We start from the raw sequence: 23,928 nt of genomic DNA, 5'->3' as shown, positions 1-23,928 counted from the left end.
TTCAGCTTAAGTTTCAGTTTAATTCAACGTGGTCGTCAGCTCGATTTCGATCTCTTGGATTTCCGGGTCTTTTTCTTCAGGCGATCGAGAACGTCATCGGTGCTTGATCGCACCGGCTTGCCGCACCCGGCCGCGGCCAGTCGGTCACGAGTATTTTCGGCTGATCCGGTGGTTTCCAACTCGGTCATGGCGCGAGCTGTTGCATCTATCTCGCTTTGTCGTTCCTGCAAACGTTGCAAGGTGTCTTCCGCCTCGCGCAATGTGGATAAACCGCTGTCCGGCACGACTTGCTGAAGACGCTGCGTCTTGTCAGTCGCTGTGGCAAGACGCTGACCGCGTTGTAATTGTCTCAGGCGGGCTTCCGCCTCGCGCAGCACAGCGCGCAGTCGGGCAATCTCTGTGTCAAACCGGGTTTGGGCTTGAGCTGACACATCACGCTCGGCCTCGAGAAGGGCGATAGTCTCAGCTGCGTCCCGCGCCAGATCCTCGCGATCTTTTTGTAAGGCGTCCAGGGTTCGGGCCTCGAGGTCTGCGATCTGTTGGGTCAGCCTTGTGTGCTGTTTCATCTCCTGTTCGTTCTGCGCCATCGCAACGGCAACAGCCTTGCGGGACATTTGAACAGCATGGGCGCAATCCCGGATCTGCTGGCGGAGAATGGGCAGAGCATGGCGGTCCGTTACGACGGTTGCCGCCTCAAAGGCCCGGCCTCTTATCAAAGTGGCAAACTGTTTGAACATCGTAGGCTCCTCATTTATGAACATTGTTCATGATTAGACTATGTGGTGATTCTGAACATTGTTCAATATAAAAGTGAACAATGTTCAATTATTGTCAGATCGAGAGGGTTAAGTGGCTAAAAACAAGAAGGAAATTCTGAAAGAAAAAATCCTGAATGCCGCGGAATCGCGCGTAAAAGCACAGGGGCTGACCGCATTGCGTGCTCGTGACGTCACAAAAGATGCCGGATGTGCGCTGGGTAGCCTGTACAATGCGTACGAGGACCTGGATCTTTTGATTCTGGCGGTAAACTCACGCACTCTGGCGCGTCTTTACGCGTCACTGAAAGACGCATCTAGCGCTCAAACAGCGCCCCGGGACAAGCTCCTTGCACTCACATTGGCTTATATTGATTTTGCCACCGTAAACCCGAACCTGTGGGCGGCACTGTTCGATCATCGAATGCAACCAGGCACGGCTGTACCGCCATGGCATCTTGAGGAGCATGCAGTACTCATCGCCGAGATTGTCGGCCCGTTGTCGCAACTCAGTCCCAACCTCGATGAAGATGCCCTAGCCGCGCGCGCTCGTACCGTGTTTTCCGCCGTGCATGGTATCGTCAAGCTGTCGCTCGAGGGTCGGTTCGTCGCGTTGGATCCGGATTTAGTCCGAGCGGAATTGACGGAGTTTGTTGCCCATTACTTGCGGGGGTATCAGTCAGGGCAAATGTTATAGGGTGTCCATATGAGAGGACCAAGTATCGCACGTGATCCAAACATCATGTTCGCCTAAGATTTCTATGGGATTCTTGACCTCAGAATTTATGGCCAATAGTTGGCGGTCGCAGCGAATTTCAGCTGTGCGGGCTGCGACCGCAGCATTCGAAACGACTGTCGGATGTCGGCTCTGGGCCGGTGAGGTTCCGAAGGGCGAAGACAGTTCGCAACTTTGCAGCAGTAGCTTCTGCGCAGACTTGCCATTAGCTGCGAGCTATCATGGGTTTATATGATTGCGGAGAGGGCCGGTAGGATACGCCGGTTGCCTGCTCCCGCAACCAGCGTCAGAAAATCTCAGTACAGCCCCTACAAACAACAATCGATCCACTGGATCAATTGCTTAACGTCTTCACCTCGTCAGGCCCATAAACCAAACCCAAAAAACACGCACGGCCGAACAAAGTACCGAACAAGCCGCCCCCGGGCGGCTTTACTCGTTCCGATTCCGCCCAACCATCAATACAAAAACACCCAAGAATACCGGACGTGTGCATTCCTGGCGAAAAGCCACTCCTTGTTGGTACTGAAGACTGCCTGGGCGTGATTGATATTAAAGGACGCAAGCCGCATATTCTTGGCAGAAGGATGACGGTCTCACCTGCCATATCACCCGGCTTTAGGGAGTTAAGGTTGATACTCCGGCATAAAGCCGCTTATTTCAGTTTGGCTGAGCCCGAATAGCCTACAGCGCATGCCTTGCAACATTGACATGCAAGTCCAAATCCTTACTCGATGCTGCTGTTGTAACAACACATTCAAAAGTGATACCTTCGACCGGCAAAACTACTCCACGAAGGATATTTCGACAAGAATAGCTTGAACTGGGAAGCAGATGCAAACTTCGAAGGAAATTGTTGCAAGCCTTTGTGACGCGCTGGCGTCAGAAAGTGGATCGGCGCAAACCAGGGAAGGTGAGACGTTCCGCAGTTTGTGCAGAACGCAACTGTCCTCGCGTAATGCCAAATCGTCCGCAGCTTTATCCTCTTTATACAATGAAATTCGGAACCGCCCGGAAACCTGGGGAAACTTACCGAAGTTCCAAGATGCCGGTGTCGAATTCGAGCCAAACGAAAGCATCGAACCGGGCTACTCGGTCGTGACGTGCTGCATGAACAGAAACGATCACCTCGCGCAGACCTTGCCGACATGGTTGGTACATCCTGAAATTGGTGAAATCATCATCGTGGATTGGAGCTCCCGAATTCCGGTCGCAGTTACACTTGAACAGGCCGGAATACGAGACACCCGCATTCGCATATTGCGTGTCGAGGATGAGGGAACCTGGATTTTGTCCCATGCGTATAATTTGGGGTTTCGGGCGACGACAAAGGACAAGATCGTTAAAATCGACAGTGACATCATACTAGAGCCTAATTTCTTCAAGCGAAACACCACAGGCGTAATGCAATTGACCGCTGGTAACTGGCGGTACGCAAAATCAGGGCAGACTCATGTAAACGGCTTTTTTGTCGTGGGCCGCGATGCCCTTCTCTCAGTCAATGGATTCAATGAGCGTATTGTGACCTACGGCTGGGATGATGACGATCTCTATGATCGATTGGCGAATGCCGGCGTTCAGAGAAAAGACGTTGACCCCGACACAATCATGCACATCGACCACTCGGACCTACGACGGATTGAGCACCCAAAATGCAAACCGTTGACCGGATGGGACGAAATACAGACCATTCCGCAGTTCTGGATCGCCTTGAACAGGCAGTTCGCGTCTTCTTGTGCGCCATGGGATGCAAACTGCCCAATGGCAGGCTTTCGCATTCTCAGTGCCTCCCGTCGAGAGTTGAGGCTAAGGCGCACACACCCTTACGGAATTGACACCAATCTTATCGGAACCCGCACCGAACGTGCCGAGGCGGCAGTCTGTGCGATTGAAGCTGCCTTCAGCGGAGTTGCCGTCACAGCATCACCAGATGTCGTCGATTATGCGCTCATGACGCGCTCGCTGAAAGACGCAGTTGCTGCAATCAGTAATCAATCCCCGCAGCCGGTTGAACAAAAACGCAAAGTGACCGCCCCGGCTGGCCACAGAATCGACAGACCAAAGCTTATCCTTGATGCCCAGCATGGTTTGGGGAATCGGATGCGTGCGATCGCCTCGGCCTATTCGTTCGCGCAGGTTCACGACCGGGACTTGGTTATCCAGTGGGTCCGTGACGAACACTGTGATTGCAGCTTTGACTCATTGTTCGACTATGATGGCGCTGTCGAAGATACTCGAGAGACCAAAAACGAAGACACTTTGGAAATCGACCTGATGAACAAAGCGTTTCGTGACGCTTTTGATCCGAATTCTTTGGTTCGCACAGATCGAGATGTGATCATTCGGTCCGCTTACAGGTTCGCATCTGGTAGCCGGTACGACGCGATCGAAAAAGAGTTTCTAAATACACTCAGGCCGAGTGCGGACGTACAAACACTCATCGACTCGGTGCGCAGTCCAAATGACATTGCGGTTCATGTGCGCATGAACGGGGGCGCGTCAACTGACCCTCATGGGGATGTTCCAGGCGATTGGTCGCGTTCAGAAGATGAAATTTCCAGACGGGCCCGCAGCAGATCTCACTATGGGTTTTTTTTCAAGCGTCTGGATGACTTGTTGGAGGAGAAATCCAACCTGACGATCTTTCTCGCATCGGATAACTCGGAAGCCTACGGCGCCTTCAACGCAAAATACGGTGATCGTGTGACCAGCTTACCTAGGACAGTCTACGATCGATCAGAAATGCAGCTTAAATTTGCATTGGCAGATGCGATCTTGTTGTCGCGCGCGCCGCTTTTGCTCGGTAGCAACTGGAGTTCTTTTACAGAAATTGCGCATTCAATGGCCCAAAATCAACGTTTGGAAATTTCGGGTCAGCATTTTTAATATGGTCGAAAATTCAAAGACATCCGTTAAAGTCGCTATGCGAACTGACAAAACTGCCAGAGTGTAAAAATAAATGAACGACAATGAAACAAGGAGCTTGGCCGTTGAGAAGGTTATTTCAGCGATTAAGCAACCAGTGCGTGAAGTTATTGTTCTGGAAGGCAGGAATCACACGGACTGGTGCGCGGCGTATCACCAGAAGGCAATTAAGCAGGTATCGTACACCACCTTTGGAAAGTTCACGCAAACTGCTCGGGATACGGCTGTTAAAGACGGTGTCCGTATCATCCACGTTACAAAGGGTGTTCCTGCGACCAGCCTGAGCGAAGCTGAGCATAGCGTAAGTCTTCTGACGCAACATGCAGACATCGTGGTTTTCTCGCCGATTCCCGCGGCTGAGCAGAATGTTCAGGATCTTCTGATCTCTTGGCCCAGCTTTTGGGCCATGCTGTTTCTCGCCGAAGGCTTCATTCTGCGTGATACCGTACGCCGTGCCGTTTGGGACAGTTACTACAGTGACTGGGACGCGCTGCAGAGCACCATTGTGTTCACCAATTCCTCATTGGGCGACGCCTGGTTTGACGTAGATGCTAATACCGTCAACCCCGTCATTGACTACGTCCATCCCGCTCTGTTCGAAATCAGTCTGCAACGCCAGTTAGCATTGCAAACAAGCGCCCTCATGTCCTTGAATTCGTCATCTTCAAATCTCCACGCGCCAGGTGAATTTGGATCAAATATTTATATCGCTCTGCCCAAGCGGTACTCGAAGAAAGAGTATGAAAAGAAACTTTTTCAGGAAAGTCGCAAGTGGTGGCAAGTCGCGGTTCTTACTCCTTGGCGGATTTCATATTGGGGTGATCTGTGGCGTTTACAGCGGCGCACCAAGCGTCGAATGAACTCCTGATAGCCTAGCTGGTGTTTGTCTCATGAATCCGGTGCTCGATAGCCGTACCTGTCAGCGGCTACTGCGCCGTAACCTGATCTGTTGACGCGTGGGCGGGCAGTCTTTTGTTGCGATTGTAATCTGACGGCCATTGCCGGGTAAGACTGCACTCGGAATCCTACAAAAATATCATTAAATTTTTGATTTAAAGCCAATTTTCGCCACACAGATCACATGGCTGCTGCGCTTTGTTTCTTTAGCTCTGATCCGGATCAAAACGGGATTCGGAGACAGAATAATGCCGCGCTTTATCGATCGTTTTGCTAAAACCCGTCGGACCGTGAAGGGACTTTTTTGCCGCAAAGGCACCAGGGTCGTTCCCGCGTTGCTGGCCGTTGCGGTGCTAGTGCCCGCAATAAGTGGGCCGTCCCGAGCTACAGCGCATCAGCCCTATATCGTTGGAAATGATCGCGGTGGATATCTGCATGACCGCTTGATCGAGCTTGAAAATCTTCGGCGCAACGGTGTCGAGGTCGAAATTCGCGGGCGTGTTTGCTACTCCACATGTACACTGTTTCTTGGCCTTGACGGAACCTGCATCGATCCGGACACAGTTTTTGGTTTCCACGGCCCGTCCCGCAGCGGCCGGCGCCTTGCAGAAAGGGATTTTGACTATTTCAGCAAGGTCATGGCGGATTACTACCCTGAGCCGCTGAAGTCATGGTTCATGAACAAGGCACGCAATCGCATAAAAGGTGTTTATAAGGTCAAAGGTAGTGAGATTATAAGCATGGGTGTGCCCGCATGTCGGTCCGCCTGACCTAATCTTGCCCGCAGACGGGCCCGTGGATATTAAGCGGGCAGCCATAACCAGTGCTTTGTCCAATGCATTGGTTTGTTTTATGGCCACCGGACAGGAGATAGGCGCATCGTGCTGTCATCGCTTATGCAACGAATAGGACGACGCAAAACGTTCTCACCACCGAAATCAGACGATCCGATATGCGTGATTGGTGACGTGCATGGCTGTATTGCTCAGTTGGAAAAGCTCCTAGCTCAATTGCCGAAGGCCCACCGTGTGATATTGGTTGGCGATTACGTCGATCGTGGTGAGCACAGTGCCGAGGTCCTGCGCCTGATTAGTGCACGTCGCGATCTGACTTGTCTGCGGGGCAATCACGAAGAGCTAATGCTGCGCTTTCTCGAAGATCCCCAAAGCCATGGTCCGCGATGGCTTCGAAATGGTGGATTGCAGACCCTAGCCTCGTTTGGAGTTCGGAGGGCGCGGCCCGAAATGAGTGGGGATGAACTGGCCGAGTGTCGGGACAGTCTGCAAGAGGCGATGGGTGCATCGCTACACCAGTGGATGACGGGGCTGAGGACATACGACCTGTCGGGCAACGTGCTCGTGGCGCATGCTGGCGCTGACCCTGATGTCGCACCGAGTGAACAATCGGACGCGGCCCTTGTCTGGGGACATCCATCCTTTCACTCCAAAGATCGCCGAGATGATGTTTGGGTTGTCCACGGGCATACGATCCTCCCTGTGGCCGAAGCGCGACGGGGGCGGATCGCCGTTGATACCGGTGCTTTCGCGACAGGTGTTTTGAGCGCGGTCTGCCTTGATGGAAGCGAGCCCAGATTCCTGACGGCACGAGGATGATGGAGTGCGGCCTTCGCTGCCGATCCGGCGCAATTCAGTCGCTGGGCTTGCTTTTTCAAGTTGAAGCAGAGCAAAATCTTGTAATTGCAAGTTACATCCACTAGGGCCTGTCCAAAACATATCAGGTTTCGAGCTTATCATGATGATCACTCCTGTCCTCCTGTGCGGAGGGTCCGGAACACGTCTTTGGCCGCTGTCCCGGAAAAGTTATCCTAAACAGTTTGTACCGCTTGTGGGGGAGGAAACTCTTTTTCAGGCCTCCGCCCGCCGTCTTTCGGGAACAACCGAAACGCTTCAGTTTTCTGCGCCCGCTGTTTTAACCAATTCGGATTTCCGGTTCATCGTCGCCGAGCAACTGCAAGCCGTTGGCATTGATCCCGGTGTCATTCTGATCGAACCCGAAGGTCGCAATACCGCACCGGCGGTCTTGGCTGCCGCTTTGCACAGCCATGCCAAAAACCCGGAAGCCGTGCTGCTGGTCGCACCCTCTGATCACGTCGTGCCGGACGTTGCGGCATTTCAGGCCGCTGTCGCACGTGGCATGGAAGCCGTCGCGCAAGGGCAGTTGGTGACATTTGGAATTACGCCGGCGCATCCTGAAACCGCTTACGGGTATCTTGAACTGGCAACCACGCCCGACGATAGTGGATCGCCTGTTCCCTTAAAGCAATTTGTTGAAAAACCCGATTTGGCGCGCGCGACCGAGATGCTTGAGGCTGGGAATTTCAAATGGAATGCCGGGATTTTCCTGTTCCGTGCCTCTGACATGATCGCCGCCTTCCGGGAATATGCACCGGAATTGATGGCTCCGGTAGAAGAGGCCGTTGAAACAGCCAAACCCGATCTGGGTTTTCTGCGTCTGAACCCGGACCCCTGGGGGCAGGCCAAGGATATATCGATTGATTACGCAGTGATGGAGAAGGCAACGAACCTGTCCGTTGTCCCCTTTGACGCGGCTTGGTCCGATCTGGGCGGTTGGGACGCGGTTTGGCGTGAAAGCGGGCCAAATGCCGATGGTGTCGTGACCGGGGGCGCAGCGACGGCGATCGACTGTCAGAACTCGCTTTTGCGGTCGGACAGCGATCAGTTGGAACTGGTAGGCATTGGTTTGGACAACATCATCGCGGTTGCAATGAACGATGCGGTTCTGGTGGCGGATTCCTCGCGTGCGCAGGACGTAAAGGCAGCCGTGACTGCCCTTAAGAAAAAGGGCGCTCCGCAGGCAACCGCTTTCCCGAAAGACCACCGCCCTTGGGGTTGGTTCGAAAGCCTTGTGGTCGGCGAGCGGTTTCAGGTGAAACGCATTCACGTGCACCCCGGTGCGTCGCTCAGTCTGCAAAGCCACTTCCACCGGTCGGAGCATTGGATCGTGGTCGAAGGGACAGCCCGCGTAACCATCGATGATCAGCAACAATTGGTGACCGAGAATCAATCGGTCTATATCCCGCTCGGGGCTGTCCACCGCATGGAAAACCCCGGCAAGGTTCCGATGGTCCTGATCGAGGTTCAGACCGGCGTGTATGTCGGTGAGGATGACATCGTTCGCTACGAAGACAAATATGCGCGCGGTCAGGGCGCAAAGGGTTAACTGAAAAGTACTTTCAGCCTATCCTGTCACAAAAGCCCCCGAGCGGGGCTTTTTCAGTGCTGTAAAGCGGGCTGATGGGGTGCAACGCACGGTTGGCTATCGGGTCGTTAAGTGGATTTTCCTAGCGTGCCGTCAATTGTTACAACCCGCGAGGCCTGAGCCATGACATCCAATCCCTTCACCGAGCGCGCATCCAGCCTGTCTGGCCCTGCACGAGATATTGCACCAGTCACACCGTCCGACACGATTGATCTTACCGACGTGGCGATTGGCCTATACATCGAAACAGGCGGCGTTTTGGTGGTGACGACTGTCCGCGGGGAAACGCGTACCGTTCAAATGGCGGATTTTTCCATCCTGCCCGTCGGTATCGCACGCGTCCACGCCACGGGCACAACTGCGTCGGGTATCCACGCCTTTGTGCTTGCCTGACGCAGCTGGTTCATATGCAGTGCCCGACCGGCAGAATTCTGCGGCTTGAATTCAGGTCGCTGAAGTTTGTCTGCCGCCTAAACAGTCTTAATCCGCGCCAAACAAGTCGCGGGTAAAGACCTTATCTCGCACATCACTGATCTCGTCCGAAAGGCGGTTGGCGACGATCAGGTCCGCCTGCTGCTTGAAGGCACCAAGATCGCGGATCACAGGTGAGTGAAAGAAATGTTCAGCCGACAGCACCGGTTCGTAGACAATGACCTGTATGCCCTTGGCCTTGATCCTTTTCATGATGCCCTGAACCGAGCTTTGACGGAAATTGTCACTGCCTTCCTTCATGACAAGCCGATAGATGCCAACCGTTTTAGGACCTTTCATCAGGATCTGATCGCTGAGGAAATCTTTGCGGGTGCGGTTTGCATCGACAATGGCCCGGATCAGGTTCTGCGGGACGTGATTGTAATTTGCCAGCAATTGCTTGGTGTCCTTGGGCAAGCAATAACCGCCATAACCAAAAGACGGGTTGTTGTAATGCGTACCGATCCGCGGGTCGAGGCTGACGCCTTCTATGATCTGGCGTGGATCCATCCCACCGGCCAGAGAATAGCTGTCGAGCTCATTGAAAAAGGCGACACGCATTGCAAGGTAGGTATTGGCAAAGAGCTTGATCGCCTCGGCCTCATCCGGACCCGTGAACAGGACCGGCACGTCCTTGTCCAGCGCCCCTTCTAGCAACAGGTCGGCAAACACTCTGGCGCGGTCAGACCGTTCGCCGACAATGATCCGGCTGGGATGCAGGTTGTCGTACAACGCGCGGCCTTCGCGCAGGAATTCGGGCGAAAAAAACAGGTTTTCAGTTCCGAACCGCGCACGCGCCTCAGTAACAAAGCCGACGGGGATGGTCGATTTGATCACGATCACAGCATCAGGGTTCAGCGCAGTAACCTGTTTGATTACCGCCTCGACCGAGCTGGTATCAAAATAGTTGCTGCGCGGATCATAATTCGTCGGCGTAGCGACCACGACAAAATCCGCGCCGACAAAGGCAGTTTCTGGATTTGTGGTGGCCGACAGGGTGAGCGTCCGGTTGCTGAGGAAATCCTTGATTTCGGTATCCTGGATCGGGCTTTGGCGTTGGTTGATAAGGGCCACGCGATCAACTGATACGTCAAGGGCCACCACTTCGTGGTTTTGTGCAAGCAGCACCGCATTGGACAAGCCGACATAGCCGATACCGGCAATCGCGATTTTCATATCGCTGTTCCTTGTGTAACCAGAACCCTAACACCCGGCCCGACCATAATCATGTTTTTACTGTCTGATAAGCTCTTGAAACAATTCAGGGCGATTATTCGGTTCGACCCTTTGTCGCACGCAGGTTTTTAGAGCGGTGTCCCGTCGTTCGTATCAATTCACGGCAGCATTGATCGGCGTTGTGATGAGCGGTGTCGACAACCCTCAAAAACTTTGCGCCGAAACTGATGAGCAAAAACCGGTTGTCAAACTTCCTGTCATCATACTACCACAGATTGTGTCGATCACAATCGATTGGGTGCCAACGCAATGCGAAGCTGTCCTGCGTCTGGACAGTCTGCCTTTGTGCCAATAATTCCACCGGCGGCGCTGCAGCCACGCTGAAATTGGTTGGGCATCATATGAAAAAATTGACTGAAAAGACGAAAAATGCTGCCATCTCGCCACACAGGAGAGTGTTATGGAAAAAGCTAAATTCTCAAGACGAATGCTGCTGGCCGCAGCTGCAGCGATATCCACCTTGTATTCTGCCGGGTTGGCGGCGGCGGAAACTGTCAAGGTGGCGGCGATCTATACCTTGCCGGTTGAACAGCAATGGATCAGCCGCATTCACAAAGCTCTGAACACCGCAGCTGAGCGGGGCGACATTGAATATGTGTTCTCGGAAAACGTCGCGAACACGGATTATGAGCGGGTCATGCGTGAATATGCGGAACAGGGCGCGCAGCTGATTGTGGGCGAGGTTTTTGGCCTGGAACGCGCGGCACGCAACGTAGCAAAGGATTATCCCGACACCGCGTTTCTGATGGGTTCGTCCTTTGGGCCAGTGGGGCCTAATTTCTCGGTCTTTGACAATTGGATTCACGAACCGTCTTACCTGACCGGTATGGTGGCCGGGGCGGCGACTGAGTCCAATGTCATTGGCATGGTCGGCGGCTATGCCATCCCCGAGGTGAACCGCCTGATGCATGCGTTCATGGATGGCGCGCGCGAGGTGAACCCGGATGTCACCTTCCTCGTGACCTTTATCGACAGCTGGTATGATCCACCAAAAGCGAAGGAGAGCGCCATCGCGATGATGGATGCGGGGGCTGACATCATGTATGCAGAACGCTTCGGTGTTTCCGACGCAGCGGTCGAGCGCGGTGTCAAGGCCGTGGGCAACGTCATCGACACATCGGGGGACTACCCCGGAACGATTATGGCGTCAGCAATTTGGCATATGGAGCCAACAATCGACAGGGCCATCGCCAATGTTGCCAATGGTTCGTTTGAGGCTGCGGATTATGGCCAATACAGCTTTATGGGTTACGGTGGCGGCTCGCTTGTTCTGGATGAAGAACTTGTCCCAGCCGAGGTTGTCGAGGCCGTAAATGCCCGGCAAGCCGAGATTCTGGATGGTCTGTTTCGCGTTAACGTGAACGATGACCGACCGGTATCTGACAATTGATTACTTTCGGGCCGGTCATCGCACCGGCCCGCAGTCCCAATGAAAGACTCCACAGTTCTAAAGCTTATCGGGCTGAGCAAGCGGTTCGGTCCGGTCATCGCCAATGACAATGTCAGCCTGACCCTGAACAAGGGCGAAGTTCTGGCGTTGTTGGGTGAAAACGGCGCGGGCAAGACCACGCTGATGAATATGCTGTTCGGGCATTACCTGCCCGATTCAGGCACGATCGAGGTCGCGGACGAGGCGGGTATCCTACACCAGCTGCCTCTGGGGCATCCGCAGGTCGCACTCGCCGCGGGCGTGGGAATGGTCCACCAGCATTTCACACTGGCCGAAAACATCTCTGCGTTGGACAATATCACCTTGGGGTCAGAACCCTTGTTTGCGGTGCGTCGCAATCGACGTGCCGCTCGGCGCAAAATCGAGTCTATCATGGCGCAAAGCGGCTTGAATGCGCCGTTAGATTTGCCTGTTGGACGCTTGTCCGTCGGTGAAAGACAAAGGATCGAGATTCTAAAAGCCCTGTACCGGCAAGCCCGTATTCTGGTGTTGGACGAACCCACGGCTGTGCTGACTCCGCAAGAGGCCGATGCCCTGTTCGAAAACATCCGAATTATGACGAACGAGGGGCTGTCGGTCATTTTCATCAGCCACAAACTGCGTGAGGTTCTGGCCTTCTCCGATCGGATCGCCGTGCTGCGGCATGGCCGCAAGGTGGGTGAGATGGCGACTTCGGACGCAGACGAGAAATCCATCGCGCGGTTGATGGTCGGTGCTGAAACGCCTGAACTCGCAAGCACCAGGATGGCGCCGGGCGCGCCGGTTCTGACGTTGTCGGGTATCTCGGTCACAGGCCGTTCAAAGCGCGATACGCTCAATGGACTAAACCTGACTGTGCATGCGCATGAAATCCTGGGAATCGCCGGGGTGTCGGGAAATGGTCAGAGCGGACTGGCCAATGTGATCTCAGGCACCACAGAGCCAGAACAGGGTCTAATCAAGGTGAATGAAACCAACATTGGGGCTCCGAACCCTACCGCGATGGTGCGCGCGGGCGTCGGTCGCATTCCCGAGGACCGTCATCGTGAAGGCATCGTCGGGGCGATGAGTGTTGCGGAGAACATGATAATCGAGCGGCTGGATGACCCCGATGTGCAGTCGCGCGGTCTTTTGCGGCGCGAGGCGATACAGGACAACGCGGAACGCCTCGCCAAGGCCTATGACGTGCGCGGACCGGGAGTGGATGCGCCGGCACGCCTGTTGTCTGGCGGCAATATCCAGAAACTCATCCTAGCCCGTGTTTTTGAGCGTTCCCCCAGCCTGATCCTTGCCAACCAACCAACGCGTGGTCTCGATATGGGGGCTGCGGCCGAAGTCGGGCGTCGCCTTCTTGAGGCGCGCGCGCGCGGCGCGGGTGTCGTGCTGATTTCGGAAGACCTTGATGAAATCTTGGGCCTTGCCGACCGGATCATGGTTATCCGCGACGGCGAATTGCACGAGGCCCCCAGTCGCGATCGGGAACAGATCGGGCTGATGATGGCAGGAGAACCGGCATGATCCGTATTGAGCCACGCCAGACCCAATCGCGCGCTTTCGCAGTGGGTGTCCCCATCCTGTCAGCCGTGATCGCGCTGGCCTTCGCGGCCATTCCTTTGCTGGCCGCCGGGGCGAACCCGATGCAGGCGTATGGCGAGATGTACAAGGGTGTTTTTGGCTCAGTTTTTGCGTTCTCCGAAGTTCTGACCCGCGCTACGCCATTGATTTTTACCGGTTTGGCTGCCGCTTTGGCGTTTCGCGCCAAACTCTGGAATATCGGTGCCGAGGGGCAGCTTTATCTGGGGGCGATGGCTGCCGTGGCGATTGGATCAGGAGTGTTGGATGTGCCCGGCCTCTTGCTTCTGCCTCTGATTGTCGTCCTGGGTGCAGCGGCTGGTGCGGCGGGGATGGTTGCCCCGACCTATCTGAAAACGCGCTTCGGCGCGGATGAGGTTGTGACGACGCTGTTGTTGAATTTCATCATTCTGATCTTTGTGCAGATGATGCTGGAAGGCCCGCTGCAAGACCCGATGAGCCTGGGCTGGCCGCAATCTGCCCCGATTCTGGATCAGGGAATGCTGCCCCCGCTGATCGAGCGGATGCGGGTTCATTCCGGGTTGATATTGGCTCTGATACTGGCTGGTTTGGCTCAATTCATGCTGGCGCGCTCTGTCTGGGGCTTTCGGTTGCGGGCTGTGGGCGAGAACGCCGCCGCCGCGCGGCACGCCGGGATCAATGTGAACCGCTCGCTGTTTGGAGTCGCCATCTTGTCGGGCGCTGTGGCCGGTCTGGCCGGTGTCAGTGAGGTTGCCGGGCTCAAAGGATACCTGACATCGGACCTTTCACCTGGCTTTGGGTACACGGGAATCGTCGTGGCGATGCTGGCGGGTCTGTCACCTGCAGGCGTGGTGATCGCGGCGCTGTTCATCGCATCCGTTTTCGTTGGTGCAGACAGCATGAGCCGCGCCATGGGCGTTTCGTCTTTTCTGGCTGATCTGGTCGTATCAGTTTCGTTGCTCTGCGTGCTCGTCGGCGGTTTCTTCGCTCGATACCGGGTTGTGCGGGCCAGCACCACGAGGGCGGCGTCATGATGGATATTCTCAACATCCTTCTGTCCGAAAGCTTTTGGGCCGCGTCACTGCGCATCGCAACGCCGCTGATTTTCGGTGTCTTGGGCGCGCTGATCTGCGAGCGGGCGGGCGTGCTGAACCTTGGGATTGAGGGTATCTTTGTCGTCGGCGCGATGTGTGGCTGGATGGCGGTTTGGCTGGGCGCCGGGCTGTGGGGTGGCGTTTTGGTCGCGGCGCTGGCTGGGGCTTTTTTCGGCCTGCTGCATGCCATTCTGACGGTACCACTTGGGCTGTCCCAGCACGTCTCGGGCCTGGGGATCACGCTGTTTGCCACATCGGTTAGTTACTATACCTACCGTACTGCGCTGCCGAATGTTTCCTCGCCACCAAGGATTGAACCGTTTCAACCGCTGGATCTGCCGGTGCTGTCCGAATTGCCTTTTTTAGGCTCTGTTTTGTTTCAGCAAACCGCGTTGACATGGCTGGCCCTCTTGCTGGTGGCTGTGGTCTGGTACGTGATGAATCGCACCGCGCTGGGCGTGGCCGTTCAGGCGGTCGGGGACAACCCCGACAGTGTCGACGCGCAGGGTTTATCGGTTTACGGGCTACGGATTGGCGCCATTGTTGTCGGATCGGCTCTTATGGCGCTGGGCGGCGCGTTCCTGACGATGAGCGCGTTTGACGCGTTCTTCTTTGGCATGGTCAACGGGCGCGGCTGGGTTTGCATCGCGCTGGTGATTTTTGCCAGTTGGAGACCGGGCAAGGCGCTGCTGGGTGCGCTGTTGTTTGGCGCATTCGATGCCTTGCAGGTGCGCCTGCAGACCGAGATCGGCGCGTTGGTGCCCGGCCAGGTATTCCTGATGGCCCCCTATATCCTGTCGATTATCGCGCTTGTCGTTGCCGCGCGGTCGGCGGATTATCCGAGCGCATTGCTTACCCCCTGGTTCAAAGGCCAAAGATAGGAGCCTGCATGTTCGACCTGATCGTAAAAAACGCCACCCTTCCTGATGGACAGACCGGGGTGGATATTGCCTGCCTGGATGGCAAGATCGCTGCGGTTGAGCCCTCGATCAACGCCGAGGCGCAAGAAGCCTTGGATGCCGGGGGGCAACTGGTCTCGCCGCCCTTCGTAGACCCGCATTTCCACATGGATGCGACCTTGTCGCTGGGCACGCCGCGCATGAACGTGTCAGGCACCCTGTTGGAGGGGATCGCGCTCTGGGGTGAGTTGAAGCCGATCCAGAGCGTTGACGATATCATCACCCGCGCCTTGCGCTATTGCGAGCTGGCTGTGGCCAAGGGTATTGGCGCAATCCGCAGTCACGTGGACACCTGCGATGACGAACTTAAGGGTGTGCAAGCCTTGCTTGAGGTCAGGGAACAGGTGAAGGATTATCTGGACCTGCAGCTGGTCGCTTTCCCGCAAGACGGGGTGCTGCGCGACCCAACTGCGATGCAGAACACGATACGCGCCTTGGATATGGGTGTAGACGTGGTGGGCGGTATTCCTCATTTTGAGCGTACAATGGCTGACGGGGCCGAGTCCGTGCGCCTGCTGTGTGAAATGGCAGCTGACCGTGGGTTGATGGTCGACATGCACTGCGATGAAAGTGACGATCCGCTGAGCCGCCATATCGAGACTTTGGCCTATGAAACCCAACGTTTGGGTCTGAACGGCAGGGTTGCGGGATCGCATCTGACGTCCATGCATTCAATGGATAACTATTATGTCTCAAAGCTGATCCCGCTGATGGTTGAGGCCGGGGTGCATGCAATCCCGAACCCCCTGATCAACATTATGTTACAAGGTCGGCATGACGCCTACCCCAAACGCCGGGGTCAGACCCGCGTTCGCGAGTTGCGCGATGCCGGGATCACCGTTGGTTTTGGTTCGGATTGCGTCATGGACCCGTGGTACTCATTGGGGAAGGCTGACATGCTGGATGTCGCTTTCATGGGGTTGCACGTGGGACAGTTGTCAAGCCGGGCGGACATGGCCTGGTGCTTTGACGCCGTGACGGAAAACTCGTCCCGGATCATGGGGTTAGAGGGGTATGGCGTCGCCAAGGGATGCGCGGCGAACTTCGTTCTGCTGCAAGCCAGCGACAGGATTGAGGCGATCCGGCTGCGCGCGCATCGTCTGGCCGTCGTGCGCAAGGGGCGCATCATCGCGCGGTCAAACCCGGTCACATGCGAGCTGAGCCTGCCTAATGGGACAAAAACCTTGGACGAGGCACGGGTGCCATTCAGTTGATTCGGGGTCGTTTCCCCCGCGTCTTCATTTTCAAACACAATCTAGTGTTGCAACTGCCGAAATGATCTGGATGATCGGGTGTACCACGGCCGCAGAAAGCGACCGGCCGTCGCAATGACGGCGCTAACAAAAAACCGGGGAGACTATAATGATCCTAAGAAACCTGATGATTGCCGCCAGCGCCACTGCGTTGATGGCGGCGAGTGCGTCTGCTGAAACTTTGCGCTGGGCACGGGCGGGTGACTCGCTGACGCTGGACCCGCATGCGCAAAACGAAGGCCCAACCTCGGCGCTGGCGCACCAAATCATGGAAACGCTGGTGATGCGTGACCATTCCGGCGCGCTGGTTCCGTCTTTGGCCACCGAATGGGCACCCTCGGAAGACAATCCCAATATCTGGGTGTTTAAACTGCGCGAAGGTGTAACCTTCCACGACGGTGCCGAGTTTGACAGCGAAGATGTTGTCTTTTCACTGGATCGTGCAAGAACACCGGATTCCGACTACAAGGAATTGCTGGCTTCTGTGAAAGAGGTGCGCGCGACCGATAAATACACGATCGAGATCGAGACGGACGGTCCGAACCCGATCATGCCCAACAACCTGACCAACATGTTCATGATGGACAAAGGTTGGGCCGAGGCGAATAACGCCGTCAAGGTTCAGGATTACGAGGGCGGTGAAGACACGTTCGCGGCCAAGAATGCCAACGGCACCGGACCTTACATGCTGGTCAGCCGCGAACCCGATGTGAAAACCGTTCTGGCCGCCTATGACAACTACTGGGGCAAAGATGAGTTCCCGCTGGAAGTCACAGAAATCATCTACACTCCGATTCAGAACGCAGCCACTCGCGTTGCCGCCTTGCTGTCGGGTGAGGTCGATTTCATTCAGGACGTGCCTGTGCAAGACCTTGAGCGTGTTGCCAGCGCTGATGGTCTGGACGTCCGCACCGCGCCGCAGAACCGCGTCATCTTCTTTGGTATGAACATGGGGGATGCGGACCTTGCCAACGACAATGTCGAAGGCAAGAACCCCTTGTCGGATGTTCGCGTGCGCCAGGCCATGTCCCAGGCGATCAACCGCGATGCGATCAAGCAGGTCGTGATGCGCGGTCAGTCTGCCCCGGCGGGCATGATCGCTCCGCCGTTTGTGAATGGCTGGAATGAGGCGATGGACAGCTCGGCCACCGATATTGAAGGTGCCAAGGCCCTGATGGCTGAGGCTGGTTATCCGGACGGGTTCTCCATTCAGCTTGACTGCCCGAACGACCGCTACATCAACGATGAAGCGATCTGTCAGGCGGCGGTTGGTATGCTGGCGCAGATCGGGATCACCGTGAACCTGGATGCCAAACCGAAAGCGCAGCACTTCCCACTGATCAACAACCTGGAAACCGACTTCTACATGCTGGGTTGGGGCGTTCCGACTTATGACTCGGAATACATCTTCAACTTCCTGGCGCACACCAAAGGTGAAAAATATGGCTCGTGGAACGGTACGCGCTACAGCAACCCGGAGCTGGATGCCAAGATCGTTGCGCTGGCGTCGGAAACCAACTTGCCTGAGCGTGACAAGCAGATCGCTGAGATCTGGCAGGTTGTTCAGGACGAACAGCTGTACATCCCGATCCACCACCAGGTGCTGAACTGGGGCATGAAGTCAAACGTGGGTACTGTGGTCGAACCGGAAGATTCGCCCAAGATCAAGTACTTCACCCTGAACTAATCACTCAGAGTAAGTGATATGGCAGGGCGTGATCATCGCGCCCTGCTTTTTGTGTTACCCTTCAAGAAGACGCCCCGGTTTGGGGCACATAGGGAAGTTCCGCCATGATCCTCAGAAACAGCGCCGTTGGTCTCGCGATGCTCATCGCCGCCAGCGCTCAGGCCGCCGAGTTCAAATGGGCCTCAACCACCGACCCGCAGACGATGGACCCGCACGCGGTTAACTCTGCCCCGGTTCTTGGCTTTCTCAACAACGTCTACGAAGGGCTTGTGCGCCGCGATAAGGATATGCAGGTGGAACCAGCCCTTGCGGTCAGCTGGGAACCAATCGGTGACGGCGAAGGCTGGCGGTTCAATCTGCGCGAGGGCGTGACCTTTCATGATGGCAGCACATTTGATGCGCAGGACGTTCTGTTCAGCTATGAGCGCGCCTCGGGCGAGGCGGCGGATACCCGTAGCTGGTTCGCTCCGATCCGTGAGGTGAAGGTCGTTGACGATTATACCGTCGATTTTCTGACCACCGCTCCGAACCCGCTGTTTCCGTCGTCTATCGCCAACTGGATGATCATGGATCAAGGCTGGACTGAGGCCAATGACGCCACAGTGCCCGACAAGGAAACGGGAAACTATGCGACGCTGAATGCCAATGGCACCGGCGCGTTCAAAGTTACCGCGCGCGAACCGGGGCTGCGCACTGTTCTTGAGCCGTTTGAAGGATGGTGGGGTGAAGCCGAACACAACATCACCCGCGCCGAGTTTACGCCGATCCAGAACCCTGCCACCGCCGTCGCGGCCCTCCTGTCAGGTGACGTGGATATGATCAACCCGGTGCCAATTCAGGACGTGGCACGCTTGCAGGGCAGCGACGGTGTTGATGTCATTCAGGGCATTGAGGCGCGCGTCATTATGCTGGGATTCGATCATCAGGCCGAGACGCTGAAATACACCGAGGATGAGGGCAAACCGAACCCATTCCGCGATCCGCGCGTACGAAAGGCCGTGGCACATGCCGTGAATGTCGATGCAATCCTTGCTACCATTATGCGCGGGAATGCCGAAGCAGCCTCGCAACTCGTCAGTCCGGCGATGAGCGGGTATTCGCAGGCCAATGCCGCACGCCCGGCCTTTAATATCGACGTCGCCAAGTCTCTGCTGGCCGAAGCAGGCTATGGCGATGGGTTCTCTTTCGGTCTGAAATGTCCCAATGACCGCTACCTGAATGATGAAGCGGTCTGCCAGGCTGTCGTCAGCATGCTGGCACAGATCGGGATTACGGCAGAGCTGGACGCCATGCCTGTCCGCAACTACTGGCCCGAACTGCGCGAGGACAATTACGACATGTACCTGCTGGGCTGGAGCCCGGGGACCTTTGATGCGGAACATCCGGTGAGGTTCCTGGTCGCAACACCCAACGAAGAGAAAAAGCTGGGCAGCTGGAACTTTGGCGGTTTCTCGAATGAACGGATCGATGAAGTTCTGCCGTTGATCCAATCAGAGTTGGACGCCGAAAAACGGCAGGCCATGTTGGATGAGGTCGCGCAGATCATTCAGGATGAACAGGTTTACGTGCCGCTTTATGTCCAACCGTTGCTGTGGGGGACGCGCAGTAATATCGATCTGACACAACGCCCGGACAATTTCTTCCTGCTGCGTTGGGTGACGGTAAACTAGTTGGCGGGAACGTGACGTCTGGATGGTGGCGATAACTTGACCATTTGGTCAGGACTGGCCTAGAGAGACAGATCAACGGGGAAAAGTGAATGTTCGCATATATTGTCCGAAGGATGTTCCAATCCGTGATCGTTTTGCTGGTCGTGGGTCTGGTTGCATTTTCGATGTTCCGCTTTGTCGGCGATCCGATCGACAACATGCTGGGGCAGGAAAGAACACAGGCCGACATCGACCGCCTGCGTACTGAGCTTGGGTTGGATCAACCATTCCCGGTGCAGTATTTCAAGTTCCTGCAAGGCGCGGTACAGGGCAATTTCGGTGTGTCGTATCGGCAGGGCCGACCGGTTTCCACCATCATAGCCGAACGTGCACCCGCGACGTTGGAACTGGCTTTTGTTTCCGGTGTCCTCGCGATCACACTGGGTATCGCTCTGGGGGTCTTTACGGCGATCCGACGACAAGGGGTGGCGGCGAATGTCATCATGACGGTGTCCCTGATCGGAGTATCCTTGCCCACCTTCCTGATCGGCATCTTGCTGATCTACATATTCTCGGTTGAGCTTGACCTCCTCCCCAGCTTCGGGAGGGGCGAGACCGTTATGATTGGCAACTGGTCCACGGGGTTTCTGACGACCTCGGGGCTCAAGGCACTGATCCTGCCCGCGATCACGCTGGGTCTGTATCAAATGACATTAATCATGCGGCTGGTGCGGTCGGAAATGCTTGAGGTGATGCGCGCCGATTACGTCCGCTTCGCCCGCGCCCGAGGGCTGTCGGATCGGGTGATTAACTTTCGCCATGCGCTCAAGAATACGTTGGTGCCGGTGATCACCATTACGGGCTTGCAACTGGGCTCGATCATCGCCTTTGCCATCATTACCGAGACGGTGTTTCAGTGGCCCGGTGTCGGGCTGTTGTTCATCAACGCGATTCAGTTTGTCGATATCCCCGTCATGGCCGCTTATCTGATGCTGATCTCGGTCATGTTCGTCACGATCAACCTGATTGTCGATCTTCTCTACTATGCCATTGACCCGCGCTTGCGTGTCGACGCGAGGGCCACATGACCGATACCATCGAAACCCCGACATCTGCGCCCAAATCGCGTTTCGCTAAATTCTGGGACAGCGATTTCGCGTGGTCGTTCCGGCATTCGCCTGTGGCGATCATTGCGTCGCTTGTGGTGATTGTACTGGCGTTGGCAGCGATTTTCGCACCGCTGATTGCACCCTATAACCCGTTTGATCCGGCAACTCTAAACCTGATGAACGGATTTACCCCGCCAAGGACGCCAAACGCATTCACTCAAGAGACATTCCTGATGGGTACCGACGATCAGGGGCGGGATGTATTCTCGACCATCCTTTATGGCATGCGCATTTCGCTGTTCGTCGGTGTTTCGGCTGTTCTTCTGGCGATGATCATCGGCGTCATCCTGGGGCTGATGGCTGCGTATTTTGGCGGCTGGACCGAAACCATCATCATGCGCATCGCCGATGTACAACTGACGTTCCCGGCCATTCTGGTGGCCATGCTGATCTTTGGTATCGCCAAGGGCGTGACCCCGCCTGAATACCGGAATGAAATGGCAATCTATGTGCTGATCATCGCCATCGCGCTGTCCGACTGGGTGCAATTCGCGCGCGTGGTTCGGGGTGCTGCGCTGGTTGAGAAAAACAAGGAATATGTGCAAGCTGCCCGTTTGATCGGGCGTGGGTCGATTCCGATCATGTTCCGCCATATCCTGCCCAACGTGCTTAGCCCGGTTCTGGTAATCGCGACGATCTCACTGGCGCTGGCGATTATTGCCGAGGCAACGCTCAGCTTCCTTGGCGTAGGTGCCCCGCCGACCCAGCCATCGCTGGGAACCTTGATCCGTATCGGGCAAGGCTTCCTGTTCTCGGGTGAGTGGTGGATCCTGTTCTTCCCGGCCTGCACCCTTCTGGCGCTTGCATTGTCAGTGAACCTGCTGGGCGACTGGCTGCGCGACGCGCTGAACCCCAAGCTGCGGTGATTTCATGAGCCTTCTGACGATCAATGACCTGACGGTCGAATTCCCGACCCGCCGCCAGTTGTTTACTGCGGTGGACCACGTGGATCTGTCGGTCGAACCCGGTGAAATCCACGGTCTGGTGGGCGAATCCGGTGCTGGTAAATCCACCATCGGTGCCGCGATCATGGGCTTGCTGGATCGGCCCGGCCGTATCGCCAGCGGCACGATCAAGCTGAGCGGTGAACAGATCAGCGGTCTGGACGCGGAGGCGATGCGCGGGCTGCGCGGCAAGAAAATCTCAATGATCTTCCAGGACCCGCTGACATCGCTGAACCCGCTGTTCACTGTGCGTGAGCAGCTGGTGGAGACGATACAGGCCCATCTGGGCGGCTCGGACGCCGAGGCGAACAAGCGCGCCCGTGACCTGATCGACCGGGTGGGTATCCCTGACCCCGATACGCGACTGGATCAGTACCCGCACCAATTCTCAGGCGGGATGCGGCAGCGCGTGGTGATTGCGCTGGCGCTGTGTACCGAGCCGGATGTGATTATTGCGGATGAACCGACGACGGCGCTGGATGTTTCAGTTCAGGCGCAGATTCTGGATCTGATCAAGGAGCTGGCGACGGAACGTCAGGTCGGCGTGATCCTGATTACGCATGACATGGGTGTAATCGCGGACACCACCGACAAAGTGACCGTCATGTACGCGGGCAAGGTCGTTGAGACTGGCCCGACGTCTCAGGTCATGGGGCGTCCCAGCCACGAATATACAAAGTCGCTCATTGCTGCTGTACCCCGCCCTACGCTTAAGCTGCATCGCTTTCCGCAAATCAGCTATGGCGGGCGTGAGACACGCTTCGCGATTGAGGATATGGCCCGACACTGGCCGAAGGTGGACAACGACACCTCCAAGCCGGTGTTCGAGATTCGCGACCTGACCAAGAAGTTCCTGCAACGCAAGGGTCTGCTGCCTTGGGATCGCACCTATTTCACGGCGGTGGACCAGGTTAGTTTTGACATCCGTGCGGGTGAAGTTTTTGGTGTCGTAGGCGAGTCCGGCTCGGGCAAATCTACGGTCGCCCGGATGATCGCGGGGCTATATCCGGTGGATGGCGGAACCATCACGTTCGAAGGGCAGGTGGTGAGCGACCTGAAAAACCGGGCGGCCCTGGATGCATATCGCAAGAACATCCAGATGATATTCCAGGATCCGTATTCCTCGCTCAATCCGCGTATGCGGGTGGATGATATTGTGGCCGAACCCATCCGCCACCACCGTCTGATGGACGGGGCCGACATCAAGCGCCGCGTTGATGAGCTGCTGGATCAGGTAGGGTTGGGACATGAGGCGGGGCTGAAATACCCGCATGAGTTTTCGGGCGGTCAACGTCAGCGAATTTCCATTGCGCGCGCGCTGGCCACGCAACCGCGTTTCCTGATCTGTGATGAGCCGACCAGCGCCCTCGACGTATCGATTCAGGCGCAGATCCTGAACATCCTGAAGGATTTGCAAGAACATCTGGGCCTGACCCTTCTGTTCATCAGTCACGATCTGCCTGTGGTGCGCCAGATGTGCGACCGGGTCGCAGTGATGAAACAGGGCAAGGTAGTGGAATTGCAAGAGACCAACAGCCTCTTCGCTAACCCGCAGACTGACTATGCCAGTGAGTTGCTTCGTTTGATGCCGCGATTGGACGACCTGTCGACCGAAGGACTCAGCGCCGAGGGTTAAGCCACTGGTCCATGTATGCAGCGCGCTAGCCTTGTTCGTGGCTTGGGCGCAGCCTGCCATCATGCGGGCTCTGCTACACGCTTTAGGGCTCCAAAAGCGGATGTTCGGGGAACAAACCTCGCTTGGATTGTCGCTTTTGCCTCGGAATGCCAGAGGTTTGCCTTGCGCATGCCCATTTTCATCCAGCCGCGACATTTCGCCAAATCTATCGTCATAATGACGTAACTTTCGACGCTTTCGTCAAGAATGCCCCTGCGGTTCGAACAGCCCAAGCCTCATACTTTTGAGAAACCA

At 56.1% G+C, this 23,928-nt stretch carries 19 protein-coding genes; 17 read left to right on the top strand and 2 right to left on the bottom strand.

What is annotated here, in order from left to right; genetic code table 11:
* Nucleotides 1-35: 35 nt before the first annotated feature.
* Nucleotides 36-737 (bottom strand): PspA/IM30 family protein, encoded by a 702-nt coding sequence (locus ACXAET_RS12455; RefSeq protein ID WP_475185352.1) that lies wholly within the window; start codon nucleotides 735-737, stop codon nucleotides 36-38.
* Between the two features lie 112 nt (nucleotides 738-849).
* Here ACXAET_RS12455 and ACXAET_RS12450 point away from each other — a divergent pair, with 112 nt between their 5' ends.
* The 7 genes from ACXAET_RS12450 to ACXAET_RS12420 all read left to right on the top strand — a co-directional run bounded on the left by ACXAET_RS12450 (nucleotide 850) and on the right by ACXAET_RS12420 (nucleotide 8,946).
* A complete protein-coding gene (locus ACXAET_RS12450; RefSeq protein WP_475185348.1) occupies nucleotides 850-1,452 on the top strand; it encodes a TetR/AcrR family transcriptional regulator in 603 nt (200 codons plus the stop codon).
* A gap of 873 nt (nucleotides 1,453-2,325) precedes the next feature.
* Complete coding sequence (locus tag ACXAET_RS12445; protein WP_475185344.1) at nucleotides 2,326-4,377, top strand: galactosyltransferase-related protein; 2,052 nt, start codon at nucleotides 2,326-2,328, stop codon at nucleotides 4,375-4,377.
* A 73-nt stretch (nucleotides 4,378-4,450) separates the two neighbouring features.
* Complete coding sequence (locus tag ACXAET_RS12440) at nucleotides 4,451-5,284, top strand: hypothetical protein (RefSeq protein WP_475185342.1); 834 nt, start codon at nucleotides 4,451-4,453, stop codon at nucleotides 5,282-5,284.
* Between the two features lie 277 nt (nucleotides 5,285-5,561).
* Nucleotides 5,562-6,083, top strand: coding sequence for a hypothetical protein (locus tag ACXAET_RS12435; protein WP_475185340.1), 522 nt, complete (start codon nucleotides 5,562-5,564; stop codon nucleotides 6,081-6,083).
* Between the two features lie 126 nt (nucleotides 6,084-6,209).
* On the top strand, nucleotides 6,210-6,926 hold the full coding sequence (locus ACXAET_RS12430; protein WP_475187210.1) for a metallophosphoesterase family protein: 717 nt from the start codon (nucleotides 6,210-6,212) through the stop codon (nucleotides 6,924-6,926).
* A gap of 139 nt (nucleotides 6,927-7,065) precedes the next feature.
* Nucleotides 7,066-8,514: a mannose-1-phosphate guanylyltransferase/mannose-6-phosphate isomerase gene (locus ACXAET_RS12425; RefSeq protein WP_475185338.1), complete on the top strand. Its 1,449-nt coding sequence runs from the start codon at nucleotides 7,066-7,068 to the stop codon at nucleotides 8,512-8,514.
* Between the two features lie 162 nt (nucleotides 8,515-8,676).
* Entirely contained in the window at nucleotides 8,677-8,946 is a 270-nt protein-coding gene (locus ACXAET_RS12420) for a spike base protein, RCAP_Rcc01079 family (protein WP_475185335.1), read from the top strand.
* A gap of 87 nt (nucleotides 8,947-9,033) precedes the next feature.
* Here the strand turns inward: ACXAET_RS12420 and ACXAET_RS12415 are convergent, their stop codons facing one another.
* Complete coding sequence (locus tag ACXAET_RS12415; protein ID WP_475185331.1) at nucleotides 9,034-10,200, bottom strand: nucleotide sugar dehydrogenase; 1,167 nt, start codon at nucleotides 10,198-10,200, stop codon at nucleotides 9,034-9,036.
* A gap of 460 nt (nucleotides 10,201-10,660) precedes the next feature.
* Between ACXAET_RS12415 and ACXAET_RS12410 the strand changes: the two genes are divergently transcribed.
* From ACXAET_RS12410 to ACXAET_RS12365, 10 genes are all read left to right on the top strand, one after another.
* Nucleotides 10,661-11,650, top strand: coding sequence for a BMP family protein (locus tag ACXAET_RS12410; RefSeq protein WP_475185329.1), 990 nt, complete (start codon nucleotides 10,661-10,663; stop codon nucleotides 11,648-11,650).
* 39 nt (nucleotides 11,651-11,689) lie between these two features.
* Nucleotides 11,690-13,207: an ABC transporter ATP-binding protein gene (locus ACXAET_RS12405; RefSeq protein WP_475185325.1), complete on the top strand. Its 1,518-nt coding sequence runs from the start codon at nucleotides 11,690-11,692 to the stop codon at nucleotides 13,205-13,207.
* Nucleotides 13,204-14,277 carry an ABC transporter permease gene (locus ACXAET_RS12400; RefSeq protein ID WP_475185323.1) on the top strand — a complete coding sequence of 358 codons (1,074 nt, stop codon included), beginning with the start codon at nucleotides 13,204-13,206 and terminating at the stop codon, nucleotides 14,275-14,277. Before ACXAET_RS12405 ends, ACXAET_RS12400 begins: the two co-directional genes overlap by 4 nt.
* Complete coding sequence (locus tag ACXAET_RS12395; protein WP_475187208.1) at nucleotides 14,277-15,218, top strand: ABC transporter permease; 942 nt, start codon at nucleotides 14,277-14,279, stop codon at nucleotides 15,216-15,218. The genes ACXAET_RS12400 and ACXAET_RS12395 overlap by 1 nt, the downstream gene beginning before the upstream one ends.
* Nucleotides 15,219-15,226: 8 nt before the next feature.
* A complete protein-coding gene (locus ACXAET_RS12390) occupies nucleotides 15,227-16,510 on the top strand; it encodes an amidohydrolase family protein (protein ID WP_475185321.1) in 1,284 nt (427 codons plus the stop codon).
* 148 nt (nucleotides 16,511-16,658) lie between these two features.
* Nucleotides 16,659-18,236 carry an ABC transporter substrate-binding protein gene (locus ACXAET_RS12385; protein ID WP_475185318.1) on the top strand — a complete coding sequence of 526 codons (1,578 nt, stop codon included), beginning with the start codon at nucleotides 16,659-16,661 and terminating at the stop codon, nucleotides 18,234-18,236.
* A gap of 104 nt (nucleotides 18,237-18,340) precedes the next feature.
* Entirely contained in the window at nucleotides 18,341-19,906 is a 1,566-nt protein-coding gene (locus ACXAET_RS12380; protein WP_475185316.1) for an ABC transporter substrate-binding protein, read from the top strand.
* 89 nt (nucleotides 19,907-19,995) lie between these two features.
* Nucleotides 19,996-20,973 (top strand): ABC transporter permease, encoded by a 978-nt coding sequence (locus tag ACXAET_RS12375; protein WP_475185314.1) that lies wholly within the window; start codon nucleotides 19,996-19,998, stop codon nucleotides 20,971-20,973.
* Nucleotides 20,970-21,920 carry an ABC transporter permease gene (locus tag ACXAET_RS12370; protein WP_475185310.1) on the top strand — a complete coding sequence of 317 codons (951 nt, stop codon included), beginning with the start codon at nucleotides 20,970-20,972 and terminating at the stop codon, nucleotides 21,918-21,920. The genes ACXAET_RS12375 and ACXAET_RS12370 overlap by 4 nt, the downstream gene beginning before the upstream one ends.
* Before the next feature lie 4 nt (nucleotides 21,921-21,924).
* Nucleotides 21,925-23,634 carry an ABC transporter ATP-binding protein gene (locus ACXAET_RS12365; protein WP_475185308.1) on the top strand — a complete coding sequence of 570 codons (1,710 nt, stop codon included), beginning with the start codon at nucleotides 21,925-21,927 and terminating at the stop codon, nucleotides 23,632-23,634.
* Nucleotides 23,635-23,928 lie beyond the last annotated feature (294 nt).

The sequence above is a fragment of the Ruegeria sp. AWH4_226 genome, from assembly GCF_056159225.1.
The sequence above is the reverse complement of the archived record's forward strand: the minus strand, read 5'-3'. Positions and strand labels throughout refer to the sequence as shown.